Raw genomic sequence first — 17,970 nt, 5'->3', positions numbered from 1 at the left:
TCGATTTTTTCACGAAGTGAAATGGATTGGAATGGTGGAGCCTAGCGGGATCGAACCGCTGACCTCCTGCATGCCATGCAGGCGCTCTCCCAGCTGAGCTAAGGCCCCGTACCAGTCGGAGACGCGTGAGTTATAGCCTCACGCGCCGCCGATCAAGTCCAATTATCAGGACGATTTCGTATCGTCCTCATCGTCGCCGTCATCTTCGTCGGCGTCGTCATCACCATCATCATCGTCATCGATGTCGAGATCATCATCGTCGAGGTCGATATCGCCTTCGAGGTCGAAGTCTTCATCTTCGTCGTCGTCGAGCGGGATGTCTTCATCATCGTCGTCGTCATCGCCGAGATCGTCTTCAGAGAAGCCGCTTGGCACCTTGCCGGGTGCAGCTTCCTCGTCTTCGTCCTCGTCATTGCCTTCCAGGACGACTTCATCGGCTTCAGATCCGAGTTCGCGGGAGGATTCATCATCCTCATCGTCCTCGTCTTCTTCTTCCTCATCATCCTCATCTTCGTCCTCATCATCGATGTCATCATCATCGGTGTCGCGGACGGTGGCTTTTTTCTTTTTTTTCTTCTTCGTCTCTTCCTCGAGATCGTCCTCATCCTCATCGACAGGGACAGAACTCTTGGCGCGCTTGGCCTTCAGCTTTGCGCTCGTCGTGCGAACCTCATCGTCTTCAGGATCGAATTCGGTCTTGCACTTGGGGCAAACGGCAGGGCGCTTGTTGAGATCGTAGAATTTCGCTTCGCAGCTCGGACAGATCTGCTTTGTGCCAAGATCAGCATCAGCCATTGGTAGGAACTCCGGGCTCGATTTAATAATTGCCGGGGCGCTTGCCAGAAACCCCCGCCCCTGTCAAAGCGCTTTTGGCGTCGATCTGTAAAGGAGAAATCATTGGCATGGACTTCGTTCCCGGTTGATCGGTTTCAGGGCGCAATTCGCGCACCAGGTGACAAATCCTGTTCACACCGCGCGCTAATGCTCGCAGGTGCCGCAAACGGCGTGTCTGAAATCTCAGGGCTTCTTGAAGGCGAGGACGTCATCAACACGGCGCGCGCCATGGAGGCCCTCGGCGCTGAGGTCGAGCAGACCGCACCAAAGCGCTGGCGCATCAAGGGTGTCGGAGAGGCAGGCCTGCGCTCGCCATCTGCGTCTCTCGACTTTGGCAATTCCGGTACCGGCTCGCGCCTGATGATGGGGCTAATGGCGGGCTATGACCTCACCGCAGAGCTGACGGGCGACAAGAGCCTTTCCTCGCGCCCGATGGCCCGCATCACTGACCCGCTGAAGCTGATGGGCGCGCAATTCTCGCCAGAAGGCCGCGACAGGCTTCCGCTGACCCTGACCGGACGCGCAGACCTTACGCCGATTTCCTATGCGCCCAAGCAGGCCTCCGCGCAGGTGAAATCCGCCATCCTTCTCGCAGGCCTCAATGCTGATGGCCTCACCGAAGTGACCGAGCTTCACGCCACCCGCGACCATACCGAACGCATGCTGCGTAGCTTTGGCGTGGACGTTTCGGTCCGCCCCGGCAGCGGCAGCCAGAACGTGGTCTCCATCAAGGGCGGGCAGTCCCTGCAGGCCGTTGAGACGAGCATTCCCGGCGACCCCTCATCGGCGGCTTTCCTGATCGCAGGCGCGCTGATCTCTCCATCGGGCGGCGTTGTCGTCGAGCACATCATGTCGAATGAGACGCGCGACGGCTTCTTCCAGGCTGCAGGGCGCATGGGCGCAGGTTTAGGCGCAGAAGAGATTGGCGACGGCGCCGGCGAACGTCTTGTCGACCTTCAGGCCGCCACCAGCGACCTCAAGGGCTGCACCATTCCTGAAACGCTCGTCGCCGCCATGATCGATGAATTCCCGATCCTCGCCGTCATCGCCGCCTTTGCCAAAGGCGAGACCCGCGTGCGCGGCGCCGAAGAATTGCGCGTCAAGGAAAGTGACCGCATCAGCGCCATCGTCGCCATGCTGCGCGTCAACGGGGTCGAGGTCGAGGAGCATGATGACGGCTTTACCGTCATGGGGTACGACGGCCCCCCGCCCGGCGGCGGCCTTGTGGAAACCCGCCACGACCATCGCATCGCCATGAGCGCCCTCGTCATGGGCACGGCCAGCCAGAAGCCTGTCGCCGTCGATGACATCGCAATGATCGCGACCTCCTACCCGGAATTCCTTGACCATATGCGCACACTCGGCGCTGACATCCGAGAGACATAGACGGCACGCCCCGCGCCCGCCTGCGTTCAGCCCTGAAGTGAATATGGAGTGAACTCGATATGCAGGGCACGATTGATCTCTACCAAGGCAACATTCTCGATGTGGACTGTGATGTCATCGTGAACGCCGCGAATAGCTCACTGATGGGCGGCGGCGGAGTCGATGGCGCAATCCATCGCGCTGCCGGGCCCGAGCTGAAAGAGGCCTGCAAGCCGCTCGCACCCTGCCCGACAGGCGAGGTCCGCGTCACCGAAGGCTTCAATATCGCGCCACGCCTCATCTTCCATACGGTCGGCCCTGTCTGGCGCGGCGGCGATCAGGGCGAGGCTGAATTGCTGAAGGCCTGCTACCGCCACTGCCTTGAGGAACTCGTCAAACGTGACCTGACCTCTATGGCCTTTCCGGCGATCTCAACCGGTGTCTACGGCTATCCCGCTAATGAGGCGGCCGGCATTGCGGTAAACACCTGCCGCGACTTCGCCAAAAAGCACGCCGTCAAAATTACGCTCACCGCCTTCGACCAGAAAATGGCCACAGCCCTTGAAGGCGCTTTGGATCAGCCCTGACGGGTGAGCCCTTCAATCGTCTCAAGATGCGGCGCGAGTTCGAGGCCCTGCGCGGCCAGCCAGTCGGCACTGTAGTAGGTATCGAGATAGCGCTCCCCGCCATCACAGATGAGCGTTGCGACGCTACCTTCCCGGCCCGCCTCACGCATTTCCGCCATCAGGTGCAGCGCGGCCCAGACATTCGTGCCGGTGGAGCCGCCGCACTTGCGGCCAAGCACCGTCTCTAGCCAGTGAATGGTTGCCAGTGACGCGGCATCCGGCACTTGAACCATCCGGTCGATCACGCGCGGCTGGAAGGAGGCTTCGACCCGTGGCCGCCCGATCCCCTCGATCCGTGAGCGTGTCTGCAGGCGCAAATCCCGGTCACCTGAATTGTAATAGTCGTAGAAGACCGAGTTTTCAGGGTCGGCGACGCACAGCTGCGTCTTGCCGGAGAGGTCACCGCGATAGCGGATGAACCGCCCGATGGTCGCCGAGGTCCCGCCCGTGCCCGCGCTCATCACCACCCAGTCAGGGATGGAATGTTCTTCCAGCGCCAGCTGCGCAAACAGGCTCTCGGCAATGTTGTTATTGCCGCGCCAGTCTGTGGCCCGCTCCGCGAAGGTGAACTGGTCCATGTAATGACCGCCCGTTTCACGCGCGATCCGCTCAGCTTCGGCATAGATCTGCGAGGCAGGCACCGAACGGGTCTCGGCGCCATAGAAATTGATCTGGTCGATCTTCTTCTGTGCGGTCCCTTCCGGCACAACGGCGATGAAGCGCAGGCCCAGCAGCTTGGCGAAATATGCCTCCGACACGGCCGTCGAGCCTGAGGAACTTTCCACCACGACTGTGTCCGGCCCGATGGCGCCATTGCAGATGCCATAGAGATAGAGAGACCGCGCGAGGCGGTGCTTCAGACTGCCAGACGGGTGAATGGACTCGTCTTTCAGATAGAGCTGCTGGCCCGGGAAGCCCGGCAGGTCTACCCGGATGAGGTGCGTGTCCGAGGAGCGGTTGAAGTCGGCATTGAGACGGCGCACCGCCTCACACACCCAGTTGCGTTGCGCGCATAGACCACTCATCAGCCTGTCTTCCTTGTATCCGGGGCCAGTTTCGAGGCCCGAATTGACAGGTGACTGCACCGCAATGCAAGGCTGGTTGACCCTTCCGGCTACATGACGCATCTGTCCGCGCCATGATTATTGCCATTGATGGAACGCTCGCCTCTGGAAAGGGGACGATTGCCCGCCGCCTGTCGGACCTGTTTGCCCTGCCGCACATGGATACCGGCCGCCTCTACCGCGCCACCGGTGTTGCCGCGATGAATGCAGGCGCTGACCTCACCGATGCCAATGCCGTCGCAGAGATCGCCTCAAAGCTTGAGCCATCGCTCTTCAGCGAGGCCGAACTGCGCACCGCTGAGGCGGGTCTCGCCGCCTCAAAGGTGGCTGTGTTGCCAGAAGTGCGCGCCGCCCTACTGGAGCTTCAGCGCAACTTTGCCCACCAACCGACCGGCGCCATCCTCGATGGACGCGATATCGGCACCGTGGTCTGCCCGGAAGCCGATGTGAAACTCTGGGTCGACGCCGATGTCGAAGTGCGCGCCCAGCGCCGCCATGCAGAGCTGAAAGCCGCAGGCGACACGATCACGCTCGATGAGCTGACCGCCCAGCTGCGCGAGCGCGATGAACGCGACTGCAACCGCAAGGATGCGCCCATGGTGGCGGCCGCAGATGCGATCTTGATCGACACGACTGATCTGACTATAGACGCCGCTGTGGACAAGGCGCGGGCCGCCGTCGAAAAGGCGAACTCCCGTACCGGCTAGCAGGTTCTGGCGCATCTGGCGTCAAATCCAAAAACCTCTGCCCGCCTCGTTCAAGACCCTGACCTTGCGATTACGCCAGCAATCCCGCTTGCGCGTCATAAACCCGTTTGGGTCAGACCTGGAGTTTACATGTCTACTGAAACAATGAATCCGAGCACCGACGATTTTGCAGCAATGTTCGAGGACTCGACCGCTGCATCTACCCTGCAGGAAGGCCGCGTGGTCCCTGCAACTGTCGTTGCCGTAACCAATGACCAGCTCATCCTGGACGTCGGCCTGAAGGTCGAAGGCCGCGTCGCCATGAAGGAATTCATGCTCGAAGACGAGCAGCCGAAGCCGGGCGACATCGTCGAGGTCTTCCTCGAGCGTATCGAAAACCTGATGGGCGAAGCCGTTCTCTCGCGCGACAAGGCGCGCCGCGAAGAGAGCTGGATCAAGCTGGAAGACAGCTACAATAAGGACGAGCCTGTCAAAGGCGCGATCTCTGGCCGTGTCAAAGGCGGCTTCACCGTCGACCTCGGCGGCGTCAATGCCTTCCTTCCTGGTTCACAGGTCGACATCCGCCCAGTGCGCGACGTTGGCCCGCTGATGGGCGAAGTTCAGCCATTCGCAATCCTCAAGCTCGACCGCGCACGCGGCAACATCGTTGTCTCGCGCCGTGCGATCCTTGAAGAGAGCCGTGCCGAACAGCGCGCAGAAATCGTCGAAGCGATGAACGAAGGCGATGTCCGCGACGGCGTCGTGAAGAACATCACCGATTACGGTGCGTTCGTTGATCTCGGCGGCATTGATGGCCTCCTCCACGTCACCGACATGAGCTGGAAGCGCATCAATCACCCAAGCCAGGTCGTCAATGTCGGCGACACGGTGAAGGTCCAGATCATCAAGGTGAACGAAGAAACCCAGCGTATCTCCCTCGGCATGAAGCAGCTCGAGGCAGATCCATGGGAAGGCATCGAGAGCAAGTACCTCATCGGTACGCGTCTGCCGGGTGTTGTCACCAACATCACCGATTACGGTGCCTTCGTTGAGCTCGAAGATGGCGTTGAAGGCCTGATCCACGTCTCTGAAATGAGCTGGACCAAGAAGAACGTCCATCCTGGCAAGATCGTCTCGACCTCTCAGGAAGTCATGGTCGAAGTGCTCGACGTCGACTCCGAGAAGCGCCGCATCTCGCTCGGCCTCAAGCAGACCCAGGACAATCCATGGTCGGCTTTCCTCGGCGAGCATCCTCCGGGCACCGAAGTCGAAGGCGAAGTCCGTGGCATCACGGAATTCGGTCTCTTCATCGGTCTTGGCCCAGAGCTCGACGGCATGGTCCACATCAACGACATTTCGTGGGATGTGCCAGGTGAGCAGGCGATCGCCAACTTCAACAAGGGCGACCAGGTCCGCGCCAAAGTGCTCGACGTCGACACCGACAAGGAGCGTATCTCGCTCGGCATCAAGCAGCTTTCGGGCGACCCGATGTCCGATCTCGACGTTCGCCGCGGCGACACGGTCACCTGTACGGTCAGCGAAGTCACCTCCGGTGGCATCGAGGTCCAGTTCGGCGATCCGGCCATGACGGCCTTCATCCGCCGCTCTGATCTGTCGCGCGACCGTTCCGAGCAGCGCCCAGAGCGCTTCTCTGTCGGCGACAAGATCGATGCCAAGGTCACGCAGATGGACAAGGCTTCGCGCCGCGTCTCCGTCTCGATCAAGGCGCTCGAGATCTCCGAGGAACAGGAAGCCGTCAAGCAGTATGGTTCTGCTGACAGCGGTGCCTCGCTCGGCGACATCCTTGGTGCCGCGCTCGCATCGGGCGACGACAAGGAGACCTCCAACAAGGTCACCGAAACCCCGGATGAGATCGACGAAGACAAGAACTAAGCCCGTATATTGGCTTAATTTTTGGTAATTCCGGTCGATTCGGAAGAAACCTGACATAGTTTGGGGCGGAGCCACTGGTTTCCGCCCCAAATTTCATTTACATTCAACGTCATGCTCAGGTCAGAACTGATTGCCCGTCTGGCAGAAGAATATTCGCATCTCCGGCACGATGATCTGGAAAAGATCGTCGCGGTGATCCTTGATGAAATCGCAGAGGCTCTGGCCGACGGTAACCGCGTCGAGTTGCGCGGCTTCGGCGCCTTCTCCGTCAGGGAACGAAAACCGCGCACCGGCAGGAACCCCCGCACCGGCGAAACAGTCGAAGTGAAGGCCAAACGCGTGCCTTTCTTCCGGCCCGGCAAGGAATTGCGCGCCCGCGTCAATGGCGGCGACGATCCCGAAGCCCGCTAGGACTGGCCGCGCGGCCGCACGCCACTCATTCGCTATCAGTTGACGCTGGGTCCAAAGCTGGGAATATCCGGTTTTGCCGTAGGGTCGGCTTGCTCAGGGAGACACCTCAATGTTCAAGGAATTCAAAGAGTTCGCAATGAAAGGGAACCTGGTCGATCTGGCCGTTGGTTTCATTCTCGGCGGTGCGTTCTCGACCATCGTAAAGTCGCTCGTCAACGACATCATCATGCCGCCGCTCGGTCTGGTGCTTGGCGGCGTCGACTTCGCCGACCTTCTCTACCCGCTGGACGGGAATACCTATGAATCGCTCGAAGCGGCCAATGAGGCTGGCGCACCCGTCATCGCCTATGGCCTCTTCATCAATAACGTCATCTCCTTCCTAATCATGGCATTCGCCCTCTTCTTCGTCGTGAAGGGCATCAACAGCATGAAACGCAAGCAGGAAGAGGCGCCGGCCGAAGTGCCTCCGCCGCCGCGTCAGGAAGTGCTTCTCGAAGAAATCCGCAACCTGCTCGCCAAGCAGCAGAGCTAAAGCGAGACTTTCTTCGCAAGAACAAGAAAGGGCGGCTCCGATGGGGCCGCCCTTTTCGTGTCCGTCAGTGCTGAGCCAACCTAGTACTCGTAGATTTCCCAGCCGGTCATCTCGATCGTATAGGCCGCATCTGCAAGCTCAGTATCCTGACGCGCCGTGCGGATCGTGCCTTCAATCCAGACCGCTTGCGACAGGTCGCGCAGCTTGATCTTCTCTTCGGTCTCGACAAACACGGTCTGGTTTGGCGGTGGCGGCGGCGCGTGCAGGCAGGCGCCATAATAAGGCACCAGCAGGAATTCAGAAATCTCGGCTTCGGAGCCGTAATCAAATGGCACCGTATAGCCCGGCAGGCGGATCTTCATGCCGTCCATTTCCTCGACGACGTTGAACGTGCCGATCTGGATGGCCTGGTCGGCGGCCGATCCTTCAGCGATGCCCCCGCCTGAATAAAGCCGCGCCATCTGCGCCTGATACATCTCGGCGACGCGCTCTTCCTCGCCTTCCGGCATCAGCTCTTCCCAGCCGATTTCGGTAATGCCGCGCGCTGCAAGTTCTGCGTCGCGCTGCGCCTTCTGAGCCATTGAAGACGTCTCAGGCTCTGGCACCGGGTCGCCAATCTGCGGACCGTCAGATGTTTGCGGAAGGTCGACTTCGGCGGTTTCCGCTGGCTCTGCTTGCGGCTGCGCCGCTTCGCTGGTCTCGCCGCTGCAAGCTGCAAGTGCCAGAAGGCTGGCGGCGGTGAAAAGGCTAGGAATCTTTCTCATGGCACTGAGATAGCGCAGAGGCAGCGCCCCTTCCATAAGCAACTTCACGAAGGGTCTGGCCTAGAGCTTCACCGTCAGGCCATCGGCCAACGACCGGCGAAGCGCCATGACAGCTGGTATCGTGCCGATCAGTGTCGCCGCGCCAAAGACCGCAAGCACCGTCCAGCCATCGATGGCGGAAATCCCAAGACCGCCAATCGAAATCCCGTAGGCCGACGACAGGAGTGGCCCGGCGATCAGCAGCCCGAGCTGAACCAGCAGGACACCGGCAATCGCACCGCAGAGCCCCAGCATCGCCGCCTCTGCCACCATCAGGAAAAAGATATGCCCCGGCCGCGCGCCGGTTGCCCGCAGGATCGCCATCTCACGTCGCCGCTCATTAAGGCTCGTCAGGATGCTCGTCAGCACCGACACAAGACCAACCGCGATAACGAAGACAGACACGGCAATCAGCGCACGCTCGACAATCCCTGTCACCTGCCACAGCTCGCCCAGCGCCACGCCCGGGATAATCGCCAGCAGAGGCTCGCCCCCCTGCGTGTTCAGTGCCCTCTGGGTGCGCAGCAATGTGCCCCGCTGCTCGAGGCCGACAAACACCGCCGTGATCGATTTCGGCGTCAGGTCAAAGCCGCGGATCATATCTTCACTGATCGTGTCGGCAAACGGGCTACGCGTGCCGCTCTCCCAGCCGACATGGATCGCCGTCACGCCCTCAAGCGGGATGTGGATCGACCGGTCCACCGGTGTGCCGGTCTTGGCGAGGACGCCCGTCACGATGAATGGCTTGTCCTCATGGTCGGTCAGCCCGCCTGCCCCCAGGCCATGGGTCAGAACCAGCTCGCTGCCGATAGTATAGTCAAGCTCTTCGGCAACGTCCGCGCCGATCACGGCCTGATAGATATCACTGAACAGCTCGCCTTCCGACAGGCGCAGCGCCGTCCCGCCGCCATGCTTGTAGTGCTCGAAATAAGCACCATTCGTTCCGACCACGCGGAAGCCGCGATGATTGTCGCCAAGCGACAGCGGGATGGTCCAGGCGATGTCATCGCGCCCATCAATGGCTTCATATGTGTCCCAGCTGATTTCGGCCGTCGCACTCCCCAGACGAAAAACCGAATAGAGCAGCAGGTTGATCTGCCCCGTCGGCGCGCCGACGATGAGGTCCGTTCCCGAAATCGTATTGTCGAACCCGGCCCGCGCGCCATTGCGCACCTTGTCGACACCAAGAAAGAGCGCGACCGACAGCGCCACCGCGAGGATGGTCAGCAAGGCAGAGCCGCGCCGGTTCATCAGGCTGCGCCAGGCAAGGCCCAGAATGGAAAAGCCCATCAGATGCCCCCTTTCGCGCGGTTTATTTCAGAGAGGTCCACGCTGCGGTCAAAATGCCCCGCCAGCGACGCATCATGGCTGACGAATAGAAGCGCAGAGCCGGACCGGCCCGCTTCCTCATTCAACAGCTCAATGAAGCGGTCACGCGCATCGGCATCGAGGGCAGATGTCGGCTCGTCAGCAATGATGAGATCCGGTCCACCAATCAGAGCGCGGGCAACCGCCACGCGCTGCTGCTGGCCAACCGACAGCTCCGTCACAGGCCGCGCCAGCAGGCGCTCACCGCTCAGGCCAAGGCGCGACAGCAGCCTCACCGCTTCATCGTTCAGCTTGCCTTCCCCGCCCGCTGCCGCGCGCCGGGCAGACGAAAAGCGGCATGGCAGGGTCACATTCTGAACCAGCGACAGGTAAGGCACCAGATTGAACATCTGGAATATGACGCCCAGCCGATCTGCCCGCAGCGCATCGCGCTTTGGTCCGCTCAGCGCCATCATGTCATGGGCCAGAACCTCAACCTTACCAGATTGCGGCTCCAGAACGCCCGCGATCAGGCCAAGCAGCGTCGACTTGCCGGACCCGCTCGGCCCGCGCAGGAAGACGCGCTCGCCAGCTCCAACCCTGAATTCAGGGATATCGAGCAGGGTCGGACCATCCTGCCAGGCAAAGCGCAAATCGCTGAGGTCAATGACAGGTGTTTTGGTCACGATAGGTCTAGTTGATCCTCAGTTCCGGGTTCGTACGCGTCAGGTTTCCTGCTGCCTGCTCTGTATCCGAAACATAGACCGCTTCAACCTCTGACAAGGCCGGATAGGTACCAAATCCGCCGAAACGGATTGCCTGCAGCGCGTCTGCGTTCTGGCACGAATAGGACGTTTCCATCTGCAGCTCGCCATGACCGTTGGCGACGCGGGTCGCCATGCCCTTGGATGAGATATCGCAGCTCACATTGCCGCGCAGTTCGACAAGGTTTGCATCATTGGTGAGATCATTGCGGATCGCCTCGATCGCCGCGCGGTCCTCTTCGGTCTGCGGGTTTTCGGTCACCCCGAACGCAGACAGAGGGGCCTCTAGCGATACGGAGATAGAGCTCCCCTGACGGGTAACGGCCAACATGGCATGGCCATGCGTATGGCTGCCCAGCCGGGCCTCTGGTGGCGGAACACTCATCGTCCGGTTCGCCTGAGGCGCTTCAGCTGGCTCAGGCGCGGCAGCTTGCTCAGGCGCCTCGACCTCAGTTTCGGTCGTGATTTCTGTGGTGATCTCTTCTTCCTCGATCACTGTCTCAGAGACAGCGGTGTCCGCCGGCGCGGACGGGTTTTCCTCGGCCTGACTACAGGCGGGCGTCACGAGAAGGGCGCCAAAGGCGACGAGTGCGGCACTGCGATATTTCATGAAAGTCCTCTTTTCCGGCCAATGATCTCAGTGTATTGGCTCGCATTCCCTCAAATGAGATACTATAACGTCTCAATCAGCTATTATGCATCAAGGCAAGGCCAGCGGATACGCGGGCGAGCGCAGTCAGGCAAACAATACTCATGTGGTCATCCCTGCAAGCTCCGCTCTTTTTCGGCCTGATCGCCGCTTTTGTCACGACAATTGGCCTCGTCATCGTTGCCCAGCGCGCCCCGTGGAGTGAGCGTCACGCCTCCATGTTCGGCCTCGCTGCTGCCGGTATGCTGGCAACGCTCGCCTTCCTGCACATCATCCCCGAAGCCTTTCACCTCTCGCAGCAGGCGCCGATCTGGCTCGCGACGGGCTTCTTTGGCGGCCTCCTCCTGCACAATGCCGTCGCGCTTCTTTTTCCGGAACGCCCGGGGCGCAAGCCCGTCAACATCGCGCTCACGCCGATCATCGCCATCGCGTTTCACTCCTTCATCGACGGCGTCATCTATTCGGTGACCTTCGCGACCAGCTTTGAGTCCGGGGTTTACGCTTCGCTGGGCCTCATCCTGCACGAGTTTCCAGAAGGCGTAATCGCCTTTGCCATCCTGAAGCGCGCCGGGGTCAGCAATATGAAGGCGTTCTGGTTCGCCTTCCTCGCCGCCGCGGCGACAACGCCGTTCGGTGTCGTCGTCTCAGCGCCGGTCATGTTCACCCTTGATGCGCAGACCCTCGGCGCTCTCTTTGCGATGTCCGCAGGTCTTCTCCTCTTCGTGGCAACCGGCCCACTCATGGCCCCGCTGAAAGAAATGAAACCGGCACGCGGGCTCGGCGCGGTTGCAGCAGGCGTCGCCGCGGCCATGCTTCTTGTGTTCGCGCCGATCCACGGTGGCCATGGCCATGGTATAGGTGACGAGCATGAGAGCCATGACGATCATGGCGAGATGACCGCGTTGTCCGGCTTTGCGCTTGCGCCACTGGTCGAGATGCAGGGCCGCGGCTCACCTGCCCGCTAAAAACACCGCCAGTGCACCGTCACTGCACCATCAGTACACCGCTCCGGCACCACATTTGCAACGGTTAGCAAAAGGTTACCGGAGCGCGGATGAATGCGGGACAAAATCGGAAGATACACCAGCGCGCTGATTGTATCGCTCGTCTCAATGTATTGCGGCGCCAGCCGTTACGCCTTCGCTGAAACGCCTGTGCCCCAGGCCTGCGGTCTCAACGACGCACTCGCCTGGCAGATGCAACTCGACGCGCCCGAGGAAGAGGGAACGCCCGCCTATATCCGCCGCATTACCGAAGACTTCATCAATCGCTGTCCGAACCGTCCTGAAGTGCCTAGCGCCCACCAGGTTGCCGGCATGGCCGCAGGCTGGGAGGGGCTTTCCGAGGTCTCCGTCCAACACTTCCGCAAGGCAGGCGCGATGCGCGATAGCGATGCCCTTTTCATGGCCGCGGCGGGTGAACTTCATACCGGAAACAGCGACATCGCCTGGGCGCTGCGCGACCGCGCCATCGCTTTGTGGACGCAGCGCCTCGCCCATCGCGGTGCAGAGGTGGAGTCTTTTGAGGTTCGCGGTGGGACAATTCATGCCATCCGCTTTGCAGGGCCGCGCGCTTCGACGGGAGCAACGCATATATGGCTGGCGCAACCTGACGGTCCCGGCTGGCCCGGCGTGCTGACCTTGCAGTCGAGCGACCAGCTCAACGCCCTCCACCGCCTCACCGCTGGCGAGGACGCGAAACCCGTCTCTCACCTTCGCTTCGTCCGGTGCCAGTCGCGCCGCCTTCTGGCGCGGACAGAGGACGCCTTTACCGAGGAAGAGCTGGAGGAACTCGCCGAGCAATCTTTGGCCGCCTACCTCGCAGACCCGGACCGGGAAGGTGAGGAGGAATACTCCACCTGTATCCTCGCCCGGCACATGCTGGCTGAGCCGCAGGATCCCGCGCGGCTATTGACCCAGTAGGCCAATCTGGCACTGCTGTGACCGTCACACTTTCAGGCGGAAGAGGCTGGGGGCCTTTCACGGATGCCAAAGGCACTATCCATCCCATTGATGCTGTCAGGCCTCCTCCTGATTTGCGCACCCCTCATCATCTACGCCCTCGATTCCCTGATCGGTCTTGGCAGGCTTGATCCGCTTACACTATCCACCCTGATCGGGACGTTGGGCGCGGGCCTTCTCGCCTTCAGCCAGGGTGACCGCTGGCCGCGCTTCTTCCTCGCCCTCGGCGCAGGATTAGGGGTCCTTGTCCTGCAGATTTACGGGATTGTGTTTCTGGTGCTGGGCTCGAGCGGGCTCTAGCTGGAGCGGAAAGCGAACTTTCCATACCCGGCAAATGACACCAGCGTGCAGATGATTGTCGCGATAGCTGTAGCCAGTACTGGCGGGCAGGTTGGCACGATCACAAGCAGGCCCGCATAGAGCAGGTAGTTCAGCGCCGCGACGCTGGCTGCCACGGAAAAGTATCGTCCCGCTTCAGATATCTGGCTGCCGCTGCTCGCGCCGAACGTGAAGGCGCGGTTGAGCCGCCAGGTCACGAACATCGCAAACAGGATGGAGACGACACGCGCGGCAAAGGGGCCTACGCCGCCTGAAATCAGGAGGAAAAGTGTTCCAGCATCCGCCAGAAAGCCAAGCCCGCCGACCAGAACGAAACGTACGGATCTGGCCTTCAGGACCTGATTGATCACGATTTCCATTCGGGCGCAGGATAGCTGAGGAAGACGGAGCGTTTTGCCTCCACACGGGCCCGCGCAAGACTGTCGAGGATAAGCCCGCAAACCGCCGTCACCGTCGCCACGATGACAAGCCCCATGGAGAGAACCGCCGTCGGGAAACGTGGCACGAGGCCGGTCTGGAAGTAGGTCAGCGCAAGCGGTGCCGCGAGGCAGAGCGCCGCCAGCGTCAACGCGAGACCGATCGCCCCGAAGAAGGCGGCCGGGCGGGTTTCCTTGGCCAGCACCATGAACATGCCGAGAATGCGGAAACCGTCGCGGAACGTCTTGAGCTTGGAGGTCGAATCCTCTGGACGCACGCCATAGGGCGTTGGGCGTTCCAGCGTCGGAATGCCTATCTGGCAGGAATGGACCGACATTTCCGTCTCGATCTCGAAACCGCCTGACACGGCGGGAAACGACTTCACGAACCGGCGGGAAAATACGCGGTAGCCAGAGAAAATGTCGCTGAACTGGCGACCGAAAAGCCGGTTGAACAGCATGTTGAAAATGCGGTTGCCGAAGGCATGGCCACCGCGGCCAGCATCCTTGGTCACATTGGCACGCGTACCGACAACCATGTCGACATGGTTTTTCTTCATCAGCTCAACCAGCGTCGGCGCCAGTGAGGCATCATAGGTGCCGTCGCCATCGGCCATCACGTATATGTCCGCCTCAATATCCGCGAAGATGCGGCGCACGACATGGCCCTTGCCCTGACGGGTTTCGGTGCGGACGATTGCGCCAGCTTCCCGCGCGATCTGCGCGGTCGCATCGGTCGAGTTGTTGTCGAAAACATATATCTCGGCCCCGGGAAGCGCGGCGCGGAAATCCTCAATGACACGGGCGATGGTTGCGGCTTCATTATAGCAGGGCAGCGTCACCGCGATGCGGGCTTCTGCCGGGTCAGCGGCTGGACGGGGATCAAAAGTTTCAACAGCCGCGCGCTTCATCGCGTCACCTTTCTGTAACCACATTCGGCGTTTAACAGGGCCAGGTGAACAGCTGGTTACGCCTGCCAGCCCTGAAGACGAGCGTGCATGCAGAGCGAAAAGCCATCCCCCCTCACCTCGAAATGGGTGCTGATCACCTTCGGCCTGCTCGTCGTTGGCCTGGTCGCCCTGCAGGCTGGTCCAGCGCTCGGCGGCGACCTTCGGGGAAATGATGACATGATGCGCATGCAGCAGGTTCGCGACCTGCTGTCGGGTGAGCGCGGCTGGTATGACGTTAGCCAGAGGCGCCTGCTGACGCCTGAAGGTGGGGAAATGCACTGGTCGCGCCTGCCAGATCTTTTCATCGCCGCCATCATCTTCCTGCTGCAGCCCCTGATCGGCACGCGCATGGCAGAAGGCGTCGCGGCGACGCTGTGGCCGATGATGCAGCTGGGCTGGATACTGGCCATGGTCGCCATCTGCCTGAAGCGGCTCGGCGCGACCTTGAGCGGCCAGCTCGCCGGGATGTTCTTCCTCGCCACCTCATTCGCGCTGTTCAATCTCGTACCCGGCCGGATTGACCATCACGGGCTTGGGCTTGCGCTAACACTGACGGGGTTTGCCGCCCTCCTCTCCCCCATACGCAATGCGAGGTCCGCCTTCGTCGGCGGCGCCTGCATCCCCGTCATGCTGAGCCTCGCCATCGAGAATTTGCCAGCCGCGGCTTTCCTGATTGCCGGGTTCTCGATTGCCTGGATCGTGCGCGGCGGGATCGAGGCTGGACGCCTGCGCATCTTCGGCGCAACGCTCGTTGTGACTGCACTCCTCACTTATGTGTTTGACGCGCCGGGGGCCCAGGGCGTACGCGCAGTCTGCGACGCCTATGGCCAATCGCACTTTGTCGCGCTGCTCGTCGGCGGGGCCGGGCTTTTCATTATCGCAACCGCTGCCCCGACCGCCGACACGTGGCGCTTGCGCTTTGCCCTGATTGCAATCGCCGGGGCCGTCGCGCTCGCGACCTTCATCGCCATCAACCCGTCCTGCCTCGGCAACCCGTATGGCAACGTCCTCGAAGATGTTCGTACCGGCTGGCTCGCTGGGGTGGGCGAAGCGAGGAATGCTGCAGCCGTCTTCGCCGACGACGCCGCGAAAGCGGTGTTCTATTTCGGTTTCGGGTTTGCTGGCGTCATTGCAGCCCTCATCTGCCTCCTGCGCGCGCCGGCGCCGGACGGCCTTCGGCTCGCACGCAGCTTCCTGCTCGCCTTCTGCATGCTCGGCTTTGCGATCTCACTCTGGCAGCTGCGCGCAGCGATGATGTCCCATGCCTTTGCAGCCATTGCAGGCGGCTTGCTGACCGGCTTTGCCTTCCAGCACTGGAAACAAAAACGCGGCGGACAGGCGGCGCTCGTCCTCGTGCTGGTTGCCCTGCTCGCCTCACCAGCTGGCTGGCGCCTGCCGGGTCTGTTGCTGGCTGATGCAGAAGATGAAGCCGACACAGCAGACTATGACTGCACCTCCGCCGCCGCGCTGTCGCAGGTCGCCGCTGCGCCAAGCATGGTCGTTTTCACCCCGATCGATCTTGGCGCACCGCTGATCTATCACACGCCGCATTATGCAACGGCAGCGCCCTACCATCGCAATGTGCATGCGCTCTCACGCACGCTGAACATCTATACCGGCCCGGTTTCCAGAGCGCGTGAGAAGATGTCCCGATCAGGGGCCACGCACCTTCTCTATTGTCCCGGCCTGAATGAGATGGCGGCCTATGCAGAGCGCGCCCCGGACGGCTTCGCAGCCGCACTGGAAAGCGGCAACATTCCGAACTGGCTGGTCGCGACAACGCCGGAAGAGAACAGAACCGGCGACCCGGTCCTTTACAGCATCGTCTTCGACCGCAATTGACGTCGCGAATGCTTTGCGGCAACGGAGGGCATGTCAAAACTGGATACGCCCGAAAAAGTCGTCGACGCGCTTGAGGCGCTCTATTCGAACGCCGTCAACGCGCTCACATCAAGCCTTGAAACCTATCTGAATGAAGGCAAGGCGCCGCCGATAGAGCTGCGCACAGCGCGCACCTTCTGCTACCCCGCCCTGATCGTTCGCTATGACCCTGAGGGGCCGCCGCCACCAATCTCCCGTGCGTTCGGGAAGATGTCGGAGCCCGGCACCTATATGTCGACCATCACCCGGCCCGACTATTACCGCCCTTACCTGCTGGAGCAGCTCCGCCCGCTGATGCGCGACTATCCGGTCGAGGTCGAGGTCAAGCCGTCCGGGTCCGAAATCCCTTATGCCTATGTCTGGGATCAGGCCGAAGCCCAGGGTCTGGATGAGGTAAATCCTGCCGAACTCGCCCGCTGGTTTCCGTCCCCGACCCTGTCGGCGATTGGCGACGAAGTGGCTGATGGTGAGCTTTACGAACCCGGCTCAACCCGCCCGCTTGCCCTGTTTGACGGGCCGCGCACCGATTATTCGCTGAAACGCCTCGCCCACTATACGGGCACGCCGGTCGAGCACATGCAACGCTATGTGCTGTTCACCAACTATCACCGCTATGTCGATGCCTTCTGTGACTGGGGCGTCGAACAGCTGGAGAAAGGCTCGCGCTATACCGGATTATCCGTCGCCGGCGGCCTGGTCGTTGACGCAAAAACGCCAGACGCAAAGTCAGCCATCGATGCAGCGCCGTGGCGGCGTTTCCAGATGCCGGCCTATCACCTGATGGCGGAAGACCGGACCGGCATCACACTGGTCAATATCGGTGTTGGCCCGTCCAATGCGAAGACGATTACGGACCATCTCGCCGTGCTCCGCCCTGAATGCTGGCTGATGGTTGGCCATTGCGGGGGCCTGCGTCACTCCCAGCAGATTGGCGACTATGTGCTGGCGCACGCCTATCTGCGCGATGACCATGTCCTCGACGGCGTGCTGCCGCCGGACATCCCGATCCCGCCAATTGCCGAAGTTCAGATCGCGCTTCAGCAGGCCGCCGCGGATGTGACCGGTGAACAAGGCGACGCGCTGAAGAAGCGGCTTCGCACGGGCACGGTTGTGACGACCGATGACCGCAACTGGGAGCTTCGCTTCACAGAGACCGCGCGCCGGTTCAACCAGTCGCGCGCCATTGGCATCGATATGGAGAGCGCGACGATTGCCGCGAATGGCTATCGCCTGCGTGTGCCTTATGGCGTGCTGCTCTGCGTGTCTGACAAGCCGCTGCATGGGGAGATCAAGCTGCCCGGCGCGGCGAACCGCTTCTATGAGCGCGCCATCGGAGAGCATATCCGCATCGGTATCGAGACACTGGAACGGCTCGCCCGTGATGGCGGGGCCGCGCTGCACTCTCGCAAGCTGCGCGCCTTCGATGAGCCGCCTTTCCGCTAGGGCGCGGGTGGACGGCTGTGGGCGATCATCCTAGCTCACCTCACA

General features: G+C 61.4%; 19 protein-coding genes and 1 tRNA gene. 11 read left to right on the top strand and 9 right to left on the bottom strand.

Translation table 11 applies throughout. The features are described from left to right. Nucleotides 1-32: 32 nt before the first annotated feature. Nucleotides 33-108, bottom strand: a tRNA-Ala gene (locus KUV46_07045). 57 nt (nt 109-165) lie between these two features. Next, nucleotides 166-795, bottom strand: a complete 630-nt coding sequence (locus KUV46_07040) for a TIGR02300 family protein (protein QYJ02137.1) — start codon at nt 793-795, stop codon at nt 166-168. Nucleotides 796-897: 102 nt separating this feature from the next. Here KUV46_07040 and aroA point away from each other — a divergent pair, with 102 nt between their 5' ends. Then, on the top strand, nt 898-2,220 hold the full coding sequence (gene aroA, locus KUV46_07035) for a 3-phosphoshikimate 1-carboxyvinyltransferase (GenBank protein QYJ02136.1): 1,323 nt from the start codon (nt 898-900) through the stop codon (nt 2,218-2,220). 59 nt (nt 2,221-2,279) lie between these two features. Continuing rightward, complete coding sequence (locus tag KUV46_07030) at nt 2,280-2,786, top strand: macro domain-containing protein (protein QYJ02135.1); 507 nt, start codon at nt 2,280-2,282, stop codon at nt 2,784-2,786. Here KUV46_07030 and KUV46_07025 read toward each other — a convergent pair. Beyond that, nucleotides 2,777-3,850, bottom strand: a complete 1,074-nt coding sequence (locus tag KUV46_07025) for a PLP-dependent cysteine synthase family protein (protein QYJ02134.1) — start codon at nt 3,848-3,850, stop codon at nt 2,777-2,779. The two genes, KUV46_07030 and KUV46_07025, sit on opposite strands and share 10 nt — an antisense overlap. Nucleotides 3,851-3,963: 113 nt before the next feature. Here KUV46_07025 and cmk point away from each other — a divergent pair, with 113 nt between their 5' ends. The 4 genes from cmk (at nt 3,964) to mscL (ending at nt 7,411) form a co-directional block, all read left to right on the top strand. Next, on the top strand, nt 3,964-4,596 hold the full coding sequence (cmk, locus tag KUV46_07020; protein QYJ02133.1) for a (d)CMP kinase: 633 nt from the start codon (nt 3,964-3,966) through the stop codon (nt 4,594-4,596). A 144-nt stretch (nt 4,597-4,740) separates the two neighbouring features. Then, nucleotides 4,741-6,468 carry a 30S ribosomal protein S1 gene (gene rpsA / locus KUV46_07015; GenBank protein ID QYJ02371.1) on the top strand — a complete coding sequence of 576 codons (1,728 nt, stop codon included), beginning with the start codon at nt 4,741-4,743 and terminating at the stop codon, nt 6,466-6,468. Between the two features lie 111 nt (nt 6,469-6,579). After that, nucleotides 6,580-6,879 (top strand): integration host factor subunit beta, encoded by a 300-nt coding sequence (locus KUV46_07010; protein ID QYJ02132.1) that lies wholly within the window; start codon nt 6,580-6,582, stop codon nt 6,877-6,879. A gap of 109 nt (nt 6,880-6,988) precedes the next feature. After that, the gene (gene mscL / locus KUV46_07005) at nt 6,989-7,411 is read left to right on the top strand and encodes a large conductance mechanosensitive channel protein MscL (protein ID QYJ02131.1); all 423 of its coding nucleotides are present in this window, start codon (nt 6,989-6,991) and stop codon (nt 7,409-7,411) included. Between the two features lie 80 nt (nt 7,412-7,491). On the opposite strand, the gene KUV46_07000 is transcribed toward mscL, so the two are convergent. The 4 genes from KUV46_07000 to KUV46_06985 form a co-directional block, all read right to left on the bottom strand. After that, a complete protein-coding gene (locus tag KUV46_07000; protein ID QYJ02370.1) occupies nt 7,492-7,920 on the bottom strand; it encodes a DUF3299 domain-containing protein in 429 nt (142 codons plus the stop codon). Between the two features lie 315 nt (nt 7,921-8,235). Next, the gene (locus KUV46_06995) at nt 8,236-9,504 is read right to left on the bottom strand and encodes an ABC transporter permease (GenBank protein QYJ02130.1); all 1,269 of its coding nucleotides are present in this window, start codon (nt 9,502-9,504) and stop codon (nt 8,236-8,238) included. Beyond that, nucleotides 9,504-10,208: an ABC transporter ATP-binding protein gene (locus KUV46_06990; protein ID QYJ02129.1), complete on the bottom strand. Its 705-nt coding sequence runs from the start codon at nt 10,206-10,208 to the stop codon at nt 9,504-9,506. Before KUV46_06990 ends, KUV46_06995 begins: the two co-directional genes overlap by 1 nt. Before the next feature lie 7 nt (nt 10,209-10,215). Further along, a complete protein-coding gene (locus KUV46_06985; protein ID QYJ02128.1) occupies nt 10,216-10,896 on the bottom strand; it encodes a DUF2796 domain-containing protein in 681 nt (226 codons plus the stop codon). Nucleotides 10,897-11,039: 143 nt separating this feature from the next. On the opposite strand from KUV46_06985, the gene KUV46_06980 reads away from it, so the two are divergent. From KUV46_06980 to KUV46_06970, 3 genes are all read left to right on the top strand, one after another. After that, entirely contained in the window at nt 11,040-11,900 is an 861-nt protein-coding gene (locus KUV46_06980; GenBank protein ID QYJ02127.1) for a ZIP family metal transporter, read from the top strand. Nucleotides 11,901-11,993: 93 nt separating this feature from the next. Next, the gene (locus KUV46_06975) at nt 11,994-12,857 is read left to right on the top strand and encodes a hypothetical protein (protein ID QYJ02126.1); all 864 of its coding nucleotides are present in this window, start codon (nt 11,994-11,996) and stop codon (nt 12,855-12,857) included. Nucleotides 12,858-12,920: 63 nt separating this feature from the next. Continuing rightward, nucleotides 12,921-13,196: a hypothetical protein gene (locus KUV46_06970; protein QYJ02125.1), complete on the top strand. Its 276-nt coding sequence runs from the start codon at nt 12,921-12,923 to the stop codon at nt 13,194-13,196. Here KUV46_06970 and KUV46_06965 read toward each other — a convergent pair. After that, nucleotides 13,193-13,585: a GtrA family protein gene (locus tag KUV46_06965; protein ID QYJ02124.1), complete on the bottom strand. Its 393-nt coding sequence runs from the start codon at nt 13,583-13,585 to the stop codon at nt 13,193-13,195. The two genes, KUV46_06970 and KUV46_06965, sit on opposite strands and share 4 nt — an antisense overlap. Continuing rightward, complete coding sequence (locus KUV46_06960) at nt 13,582-14,562, bottom strand: glycosyltransferase (GenBank protein ID QYJ02123.1); 981 nt, start codon at nt 14,560-14,562, stop codon at nt 13,582-13,584. The genes KUV46_06965 and KUV46_06960 overlap by 4 nt, the downstream gene beginning before the upstream one ends. A gap of 87 nt (nt 14,563-14,649) precedes the next feature. Here KUV46_06960 and KUV46_06955 point away from each other — a divergent pair, with 87 nt between their 5' ends. Further along, nucleotides 14,650-16,443 carry a hypothetical protein gene (locus KUV46_06955; protein QYJ02122.1) on the top strand — a complete coding sequence of 598 codons (1,794 nt, stop codon included), beginning with the start codon at nt 14,650-14,652 and terminating at the stop codon, nt 16,441-16,443. 30 nt (nt 16,444-16,473) lie between these two features. Beyond that, nucleotides 16,474-17,925 (top strand): AMP nucleosidase, encoded by a 1,452-nt coding sequence (locus KUV46_06950; GenBank protein QYJ02121.1) that lies wholly within the window; start codon nt 16,474-16,476, stop codon nt 17,923-17,925. Nucleotides 17,926-17,970: the final 45 nt, after the last annotated feature.

This window comes from Thalassovita mediterranea, from assembly GCA_019448215.1.
GTDB lineage: Bacteria > Pseudomonadota > Alphaproteobacteria > Caulobacterales > Hyphomonadaceae > Henriciella.
The sequence above is the reverse complement of the archived record's forward strand: the minus strand, read 5'-3'. Positions and strand labels throughout refer to the sequence as shown.

What these genes read in the sequence shown, in the direction of transcription:
- KUV46_06985 (QYJ02128.1), bottom strand. Translation starts at nt 10,896, where the DNA reads ATGAAATATCGCAGTGCCGCACTCGTCGCCTTTGGCGCCCTTCTCGTG.
- KUV46_07025 (QYJ02134.1), bottom strand. Translation starts at nt 3,850, where the DNA reads ATGAGTGGTCTATGCGCGCAACGCAACTGGGTGTGTGAGGCGGTGCGC.
- KUV46_06955 (QYJ02122.1), top strand. Translation starts at nt 14,650, where the DNA reads ATGCAGAGCGAAAAGCCATCCCCCCTCACCTCGAAATGGGTGCTGATC.
- KUV46_06975 (QYJ02126.1), top strand. Translation starts at nt 11,994, where the DNA reads ATGCGGGACAAAATCGGAAGATACACCAGCGCGCTGATTGTATCGCTC.
- KUV46_06960 (QYJ02123.1), bottom strand. Translation starts at nt 14,562, where the DNA reads ATGAAGCGCGCGGCTGTTGAAACTTTTGATCCCCGTCCAGCCGCTGAC.
- KUV46_07030 (QYJ02135.1), top strand. Translation starts at nt 2,280, where the DNA reads ATGCAGGGCACGATTGATCTCTACCAAGGCAACATTCTCGATGTGGAC.
- KUV46_07010 (QYJ02132.1), top strand. Translation starts at nt 6,580, where the DNA reads ATGCTCAGGTCAGAACTGATTGCCCGTCTGGCAGAAGAATATTCGCAT.
- cmk (QYJ02133.1), top strand. Translation starts at nt 3,964, where the DNA reads ATGATTATTGCCATTGATGGAACGCTCGCCTCTGGAAAGGGGACGATT.
- KUV46_06950 (QYJ02121.1), top strand. Translation starts at nt 16,474, where the DNA reads ATGTCAAAACTGGATACGCCCGAAAAAGTCGTCGACGCGCTTGAGGCG.
- KUV46_07000 (QYJ02370.1), bottom strand. Translation starts at nt 7,920, where the DNA reads ATGCCGGAAGGCGAGGAAGAGCGCGTCGCCGAGATGTATCAGGCGCAG.
- KUV46_07040 (QYJ02137.1), bottom strand. Translation starts at nt 795, where the DNA reads ATGGCTGATGCTGATCTTGGCACAAAGCAGATCTGTCCGAGCTGCGAA.
- KUV46_06970 (QYJ02125.1), top strand. Translation starts at nt 12,921, where the DNA reads ATGCCAAAGGCACTATCCATCCCATTGATGCTGTCAGGCCTCCTCCTG.
- KUV46_06995 (QYJ02130.1), bottom strand. Translation starts at nt 9,504, where the DNA reads ATGGGCTTTTCCATTCTGGGCCTTGCCTGGCGCAGCCTGATGAACCGG.
- mscL (QYJ02131.1), top strand. Translation starts at nt 6,989, where the DNA reads ATGTTCAAGGAATTCAAAGAGTTCGCAATGAAAGGGAACCTGGTCGAT.
- rpsA (QYJ02371.1), top strand. Translation starts at nt 4,741, where the DNA reads ATGAATCCGAGCACCGACGATTTTGCAGCAATGTTCGAGGACTCGACC.
- KUV46_06980 (QYJ02127.1), top strand. Translation starts at nt 11,040, where the DNA reads ATGTGGTCATCCCTGCAAGCTCCGCTCTTTTTCGGCCTGATCGCCGCT.